This is a genomic window from Thiohalocapsa sp. (assembly GCF_019695415.1).
Taxonomy (GTDB): Bacteria; Pseudomonadota; Gammaproteobacteria; order Chromatiales; family Chromatiaceae; genus Thiohalocapsa.
This window is the reverse complement of the sequence record NZ_JAIFKJ010000290.1, coordinates 1-6,537: the sequence shown is the minus strand read 5'-3', so window position 1 is coordinate 6,537 and position 6,537 is coordinate 1. Positions and strand designations below refer to the sequence as shown.

Sequence of the window (6,537 nt, the reverse complement as noted above, 5' to 3'; positions counted from 1 at the left end):
GGAATCACCGCAGGGCGCGGCGCCATCGTATGATAAACACAAAAAAAATATGATCGTGCTCGTCTCATCGACGGCGTCGCAGGTATTCGACGGGGCCGCAGCCGGCGCGCAGCAGCGCCGGCGCGGTCGGTGCGCGCTGCCCGGCTCAGAGCTCGGTGGCGTGGATCCAGAGCACGGCGTCCTGGGACAGTTCTTTGCCCTCGTGCTCCTTGACCGGGCCGGAGCCCAGGCAGGCGAAGCCCCAGGTGCCCGCGCGCGGGATGCCGAAGGTGAACATGCCGTTTTCGTCTGTGATGGCGACGACGGCGGAGGGGGGTACCGTACCCTTGGGCTCCTTGCTGAAGGCCTTGCCTTCCATATCGACTTCCGCGTTGATGTCCTCGACCTCGCACTCGATACCCGCGGCGGGCTTGCCGTCGGAAAGCAACTGGCCGGTGAAGGTGCCGCCGACGAAGGTCTGGTAGGGCTTGTTCATCGGCACGATTTCCGTCGGTCGGCCGATGGGCTCGTTCCAGCCCGTGGGCATCGCGCCCTTGTTGAGGATGGTCTTGGTGATCTGCTGGCTGTTGATGTCCTCGGCGCCTTCCATGTAGGGCGCCGGGCCGAGGGCGACGCTGTAGTCGCCGTTGCGGCGGACTTTGTAGGTCGCGGTGTAGGCGTCTGATGGCTCTTCGCCGCTGCCGGACCACTTGACCGCTTCCAGGCTGTCCTTAAGGTCCGTCTTCTCGCCCTTGAAGACGACGAAGAATTCCTCCGGTTCACCCATGTTCATCGTGTGGCCGTTCTCCATCGGGTGGCCGAAGACCATGGCCAGCGGGACATCGCCCGGTTCCGCGAGCATGACCTCGGGCGTGTAGAGGAACTGGAAGTGGGCCTGGGCTGTGCCGGCGAGGGTGGTTGCCGCCGCCGCGGCGATCACTGCGGATGTCTTCATCGAGACTGACTCCGTTGTTGGTGGGAAAACGCTGTGCGGGCGGCTGGGCCGCGCCGTCGTCGTAAGCTGTTGCGAGCCCGCTGGCGGCGGCTGGCGGGGCAAGCGTTGGGTCGTCGGGAGCGCCTTATTGTGTGGCGCACCGCTGGTCCTTGGGCTATTCCACGATGTCTTTGCCGGAGATCTGGATGTCGTGTCCTGGGCCGGCATCGAAGACCACGGTGTAATCGCCGTCCGGCTTGTCGAACTCGAACTCGCTGTACTCGCTCATCTCACCTTCGATGATCGGGTTACCGCTGTCATCGACGACGCGGATCGCAACGCCAGCCGCCGAGGAGCCGTCCGAGAAGCCGCCCTCGCAGAGCACGGTGCCGTCGCCCATGTCGCAGCAGGAGCACAAGGGCGTGTGGGCCGACACCGCCGTGCTCAGAGTGAGCCCCGCAGCCGTCAGCACGCCGGCGCACAGGCCCATGCCAGTGGTAAGGGCATTGCGGCGGGGATATCGCAGGGCAGGTCTCCGGTTTGCGCGGGTTGTCGATGTGCGCAATGCCTGCGGTGGGGCGTTGCACGGCGCGGCGATCATAGCCCTGCATATTACAAGGCCATCATCGTAATATCAATCAGAATTATTCGCGTTCGCTTTTATCGCATCGCCAGGTTATCCTGCATTGGGGCGATACGCCAGCGCCTGGTGGATCTGGGCCTGATGCCGAACGTGATCGTCACCGTGGTGCGCAGCGCGCCGCTCAACGATCCCATCGAGCTGATGCTCGCCACGTCCAACGTCTCACTGCGGCGTACGGAGGCACGCACCATCGAAGTCTCGCAGCTGAAGGCCCAGACTGCCGAGCGCGACCGTGCCTGACCCCACCCCCCGCGCGTGCGCAGCGCCAGGGCGTCCTGGTGGCGCTGGCCGGCCAGCAGAACGCCGGCAAGTCCACGTTGTTCAATGTGCCGACCGGCGCCCGCCAGCATGTGACCAACTACCCCGGCGTCACCGTCGACAAGAAGCACGGGCAGTACAACGACGAGCAGGCCACCGTCTACACCGTGGACCTGCCGGGGACCTACAGCCTGACGTCCTTCTCGCTGGAGGAACGCGTCGCGCGGGAACCGGCAGGCGAGCCAGCGGCTGCGCGACCGCCTTGCCGAAACATGAGCAGGTGCTCTGTGAGTCACGTCCCGTGGGAGCGGCATCCCTGGCACGACGACGATGCGCAGCGCCCTGGAAGACCGTCGCGGCCGGAGGCCGCTCCCACGGCATAGACCGTGAGCACAGCATCGGTCTTACCCATCGGCACCCCCACCCATCACTGACGAGCCAATATGAGCGAAGCGGAGAACACACCGCGGCCGACCGAGGCCCAGCAAAGGTCCGCCGTGCCGGACATCGAGACCCAACCGCCGAATATGCGCAGCAGCACATATCTGACGGTTTGGGCCAAAAACCCCACCCAAGCCATGGCAGGGTCCGGGCGCAGCAGCCGACGCAGCAAGCGGTCCGACTCGCGAGCAGTGCCGTGCTCCAGATACTCGCCGACGCCAAGCAGCAGATCCGTCACGTTGGCGGTACAGGGCTTCCCGCTCAGCGCGGCGAGCCCCACTGACACCGCATCCAGCACTTCCACCTTGATGCCCTGGGGCAGGCTTGACGCAAGCCAATGACCAGGACCAATCCCTCACCAAACGGCCGTGCCCGCTTACCCGAAAAAGAGTAGTTGGACGGTCGTCAGGGTGCGTCCCGCGGGGTGGCTGGCAAGGCACAACGACGAGGAATAGCCGTCCTATTCCGAGGAGTTGTAACGCCGCCAGGCGCCGCGCGGGGCGTGCCATGGCGGCCGTAGCGGCGCTCACCCGGTGGGTGACGTGCAGCCAGTGTGGCAATCCCAACCGGTACCGCCATTTGCATAGGCTCTGAAGCGGTCAACTGCTCTTTTTGGGATCACACCGCAGCCGGGGTGCTTGATCGGCCTCAGCGCGAGTCCCTGCGCCTCGACCCGGCGCGGCGGCCAGCGGCAGGAGCCATGCGTGGGTCACCGCCGAAGGTTGCTGCCAGCTGCAGCATCGCCCGGGCCTTGAGCCCAATCTCCGCCCACTCGGCAGCGCAGTCGGAGTCCGCCACAAGGCCGCCGCCAGCGCGGAAATCGAGGCGCCCGTCGGCAACGCTGGCGGTGCGGATGGCGATATTGCTGTCCATGGCGCCGTCGTAGCCGATGTAGCCGATGCATCCGCAATAGACGCCGCGCGGGACACCCTCCAGGGCGTCGATGATCTGCATGGCGCGGATCTTCGGCGCGCCGGTGATGGAGCCGCCGGGGAAGCAGGCGCGCAGCAGCGTGGTCGCGTCCGCATCCGAGCGCAGGCGGCCGGTGACGCTGCTCACCAGGTGGTGCACGCCCGCGTAGGACTCGACCTTGAACAACTCCGGCACCCGCACGCTGCCGGTCTCGCAGCAGCGTCCGAGGTCGTTGCGCAGCAGGTCCACGATCATCAGGTTCTCAGCGCGGTCTTTCTCGCTCGCCGCGAGCCCGGCGGCAAGGGCGCTGTCCTGCGCGGGGTCCGGGTGTCGTGCCGCCGTGCCCTTGATGGGGCGGGTTTCCACGTTTCCGTCGCGCAGGGCGAGAAAGCGCTCAGGTGATGCGCAGAGCACCCGCATGCCCGGCGTGCTCAGATAGGCCGCAAAGGGAGCCGGATTCAACTGTCGGAGACGGGCGTAGGCAGTCCATGGGTCGCCGGTGACGGGCACGGACCAGCGCCGCGCGAGATTCACTTGATAGCAGTCGCCGGCGCGGATGTAGCGCTGCACGACGTCGAAGCGACGCGCATAACCGGCCTCGTCCATGTCGCTCAGCACGGGCCCCATGGGGCTGAAGCTTCTGCGTGGAAGCTCCGCGGGCCCTTGGGTCCGCCGCTGGACACGGCCTTCGCTTAGGCGCCGCAGGCGCTGACGGCGCGGATCGGCCTGATCGCCGCGCCCCACCAGATAGGTGGCGCGGGCGTGGTGGTCCACCAGCAGCGCCCAGTCGTAGATGCCCAGGGCCATCTGCGCCGCCCCCTCCGGCAGCGGCGTACCGAGGGCGAGCCGCTCGAAGCGCCGCCCAAGATCGTAGCCGAGCCAGCCGACGGCGCCGCCGACAAATGGCAGCCCAAGCTCCGCCGCGCCAGCGGCATCAACCCGCGGGCCGAGCGCCCCGCGCAATAGGTCCAGTGGATCCGCTGGGGAGCGAGTCCGGCGGTTGCCGCTGCGGATTTCGGTGATCGCATCGACAGTGCGCAGCGTAACCCGCGGTGCCAGCACGATGATGTCCCAGCGCCCCCCTGCGGCCCGCCCGGCGTTGCTGTCCAGGAACATCGCCCAGGGCTCCGCGGCCACGGCGGCAAACAGCGCGGCCGGGTCGGCGCGATAGGGAAGCTGCTCGATGTGGATGGCGCCCGCCCTCAAGCGCGGATGTGTTCGTAGATATCGAGGTAGTGCTGCCCCGGGACGTTCCAAGAGTGATCCTGACGCATGCCGTTGACCCTGAGCTGTCGGAAATACTCCGGGAAGCGCTTCCAGAGCCCGATGGCCCGCCCCAGCGCCGACTCCAGCCCAGCGTAGGTGAAGTCGTCGAAGACGTAGCCGTTGCGCTCCTCGAACGGGCGGTCCGAGTAGTTGGCGTCGAACACGGTGTCCGCGAGGCCGCCGACGCGCCGGGCGACGGGCACGCAGCCGTATTTCATCGCGATCATCTGCGTGAGCCCGCAGGGCTCATAGACGCTCGGGATCAGGATCATGTCGGCACCGGCGTAGATCAGGTGCGCCAGATCCTCGTCGTAGCCGAGCTCTAGATGGCAATCCGGGCTCCCGTCCATCTCGTGCTTGATGTGCCAGAAGTCGGCGTTCACGTCCGGCGACGGCGCGCTGCCGAGCAGCACGAACTGGCAGCCCTGCTCCAGTGCGTAGTAGATCCCGTGCCGGATCAGCTCCACGCCCTTTTGCTTATCCAGCCGGCTCACCACCGCGACGAGGGGCTTGAAGACGTCGGTGAGGCCGGTGCGGGCGCGCAGCGCGGCCTTGCACTTGGCCTTCTCGGGCAAGGTGTCCGGGCCGTAGTTCACCGGCAGGTGGGTGTCGAGCTCCGGGTTCCAGGTGTTGTAGTCGATGCCGTTCAGCACGCCGCCGAATTTGCGGTCGTGCGCCTGCAGCACGCCCTGAAGGCCCATGCCCTGGTCCGTGTGCTGGATCTCCCAGGCATAGCGCGGCGACACCGTGGTGACGAAGTTGGAGAACACGATGCCGCCCTTCATCAAGTTCACCGCACCCGGGTTGCCTGGGTCGCGCAGGCGCTCCGGGACCATGAGCCGTTCGGCGTCGAGCCCGTTCATATGCAGCACATGCGGGCCCGTCCAGCCCTGGTGCCCCGTGTTATGCAACGAATAGCAAACGCGGGTTTTGCCCATGCCGAGCCCGGCATAGATCTCGTACAGTAGCACCGGCACCAGCCCAGTGTGCCAGTCGTTGCAGTGGATGACGTCCGGGCGCTTGCCGGACTTGTATAGGAACTCCATCACCGCCCGCGAGAAGAACGCGAAGCGGTCCGGATCGTCGGCGTCGCCGTAGATCTTGCCCCTGTTGAAGAAATCGTGCTCGGAGTGTGCCTCGATGAAAAAGCAGTTGAGCCCGTCTACCTCGCCGTACTCGACGTCGCAATGGATGGCCTTGTCATAGAAGGGCACCCACAGGTCGCAATAGATCTTGTGCATGCCCCCGATGCGATCGACACGCAGGCAGTCGTACTTGGGCAGCACGATTTCCAGCGCATGGCCGCGGATGGCCAGCTCGCGCCCGAGCCCATGCACGAAGTCACCGAGCCCTCCCGCCTTGGCGATGGGGGCACATTCGGGGCTGGCCATGACAATGAACATACGGCGGTCCTTGGCTGGCGTCGACGGTAGGCGACCGGCTCTCGGCTTGCATCGCTATGGCTCGCGGTGTTCGACGGAGCCCGGCCGGCATATCGGCAGAGGGGAGTTGGTGAGCGTCGACAGCGCAATTATACGCACCGCGCCGAAGGCGCCGCCCCGGAATCCGGCAATGATTCCCAGGCAGTACCCCAACCAGGCGGCAGTTGCCCGCCCTCGGCAGGGTACTCAGTCGGGGTCGTCCTCACGTGCTTCTACCGGCAGCTGAGGCAGCGTCGCCAACAGGCGCATAATGATCTGGTGCTCACGCACCGGAATGTGCAGCACAAAGCGACCGCCTGCGCCCACCCGATAGGGCTTGCCGCCCAAGTCCAGCAGTGTGTAGGGCGGGGCGCTGCCGCGCACCACCAGCTCCGCGCTCAGCGTCGCCCCGTCTGCCGGCGGGCGCAGGGGGCCGCTGCCCGGGGTCGGTTGCGGCGGCGTCCCCGACGCCGCCCCAGACTGCTCGGGCCGCGCCTTGCGCGGCTCCCGCCGCGGTCCGACGCCGCCCCGCGGCGGCTCCCGTCCGACCACCGCCCCGGCCCGCTCGGCGCCGGGGGCGGAGGCGCTGCGATCCCTCTCGCGGCCCAGCCCCACGTCGCCGCCCGCCCCCCGCACTCCCCCGCCCACCCGCCCCACCCCACACGCACCACCACCCGCCCCCC

Annotated in this window: 7 protein-coding genes and 1 pseudogene; 2 read left to right on the top strand and 6 right to left on the bottom strand. The window is 67.2% G+C overall.

All coding sequences use genetic code 11. From position 1 onward, the window contains the following. Positions 1-145: 145 nt before the first annotated feature. Together I6U14_RS08430 and I6U14_RS08425 are read right to left on the bottom strand one after the other, a co-directional pair. The gene (locus I6U14_RS08430; protein ID WP_296898437.1) at positions 146-934 is read right to left on the bottom strand and encodes a DUF4198 domain-containing protein; all 789 of its coding nucleotides are present in this window, start codon (positions 932-934) and stop codon (positions 146-148) included. A 154-nt stretch (positions 935-1,088) separates the two neighbouring features. Continuing rightward, complete coding sequence (locus I6U14_RS08425; RefSeq protein ID WP_296898436.1) at positions 1,089-1,403, bottom strand: hypothetical protein; 315 nt, start codon at positions 1,401-1,403, stop codon at positions 1,089-1,091. On the opposite strand from I6U14_RS08425, the gene I6U14_RS08420 reads away from it, so the two are divergent. Both I6U14_RS08420 and I6U14_RS18265 read left to right on the top strand, forming a co-directional pair. Beyond that, a complete protein-coding gene (locus I6U14_RS08420) occupies positions 1,338-1,796 on the top strand; it encodes a FeoA family protein (RefSeq protein ID WP_296898435.1) in 459 nt (152 codons plus the stop codon). The two genes, I6U14_RS08425 and I6U14_RS08420, sit on opposite strands and share 66 nt — an antisense overlap. A 38-nt stretch (positions 1,797-1,834) precedes the next feature. Beyond that, positions 1,835-2,197, top strand: coding sequence for a FeoB small GTPase domain-containing protein (locus tag I6U14_RS18265; RefSeq protein ID WP_367115645.1), 363 nt, complete (start codon positions 1,835-1,837; stop codon positions 2,195-2,197). Positions 2,198-2,241: 44 nt separating this feature from the next. Here the strand turns inward: I6U14_RS18265 and I6U14_RS08410 are convergent, their stop codons facing one another. The 4 genes and pseudogenes from I6U14_RS08410 to I6U14_RS08395 all read right to left on the bottom strand — a co-directional run. Next, positions 2,242-2,559: a hypothetical protein gene (locus I6U14_RS08410; RefSeq protein ID WP_296898434.1), complete on the bottom strand. Its 318-nt coding sequence runs from the start codon at positions 2,557-2,559 to the stop codon at positions 2,242-2,244. 344 nt (positions 2,560-2,903) lie between these two features. Next, positions 2,904-4,373 carry an aminodeoxychorismate synthase component I gene (pabB, locus tag I6U14_RS08405; RefSeq protein WP_296898433.1) on the bottom strand — a complete coding sequence of 490 codons (1,470 nt, stop codon included), beginning with the start codon at positions 4,371-4,373 and terminating at the stop codon, positions 2,904-2,906. After that, entirely contained in the window at positions 4,370-5,836 is a 1,467-nt protein-coding gene (locus tag I6U14_RS08400) for a glycogen synthase (protein WP_296898431.1), read from the bottom strand. The genes pabB and I6U14_RS08400 overlap by 4 nt, the downstream gene beginning before the upstream one ends. Positions 5,837-6,061: 225 nt before the next feature. Beyond that, positions 6,062-6,537 (bottom strand): annotated as a pseudogene (locus I6U14_RS08395) (hypothetical protein); the annotation flags it as partial.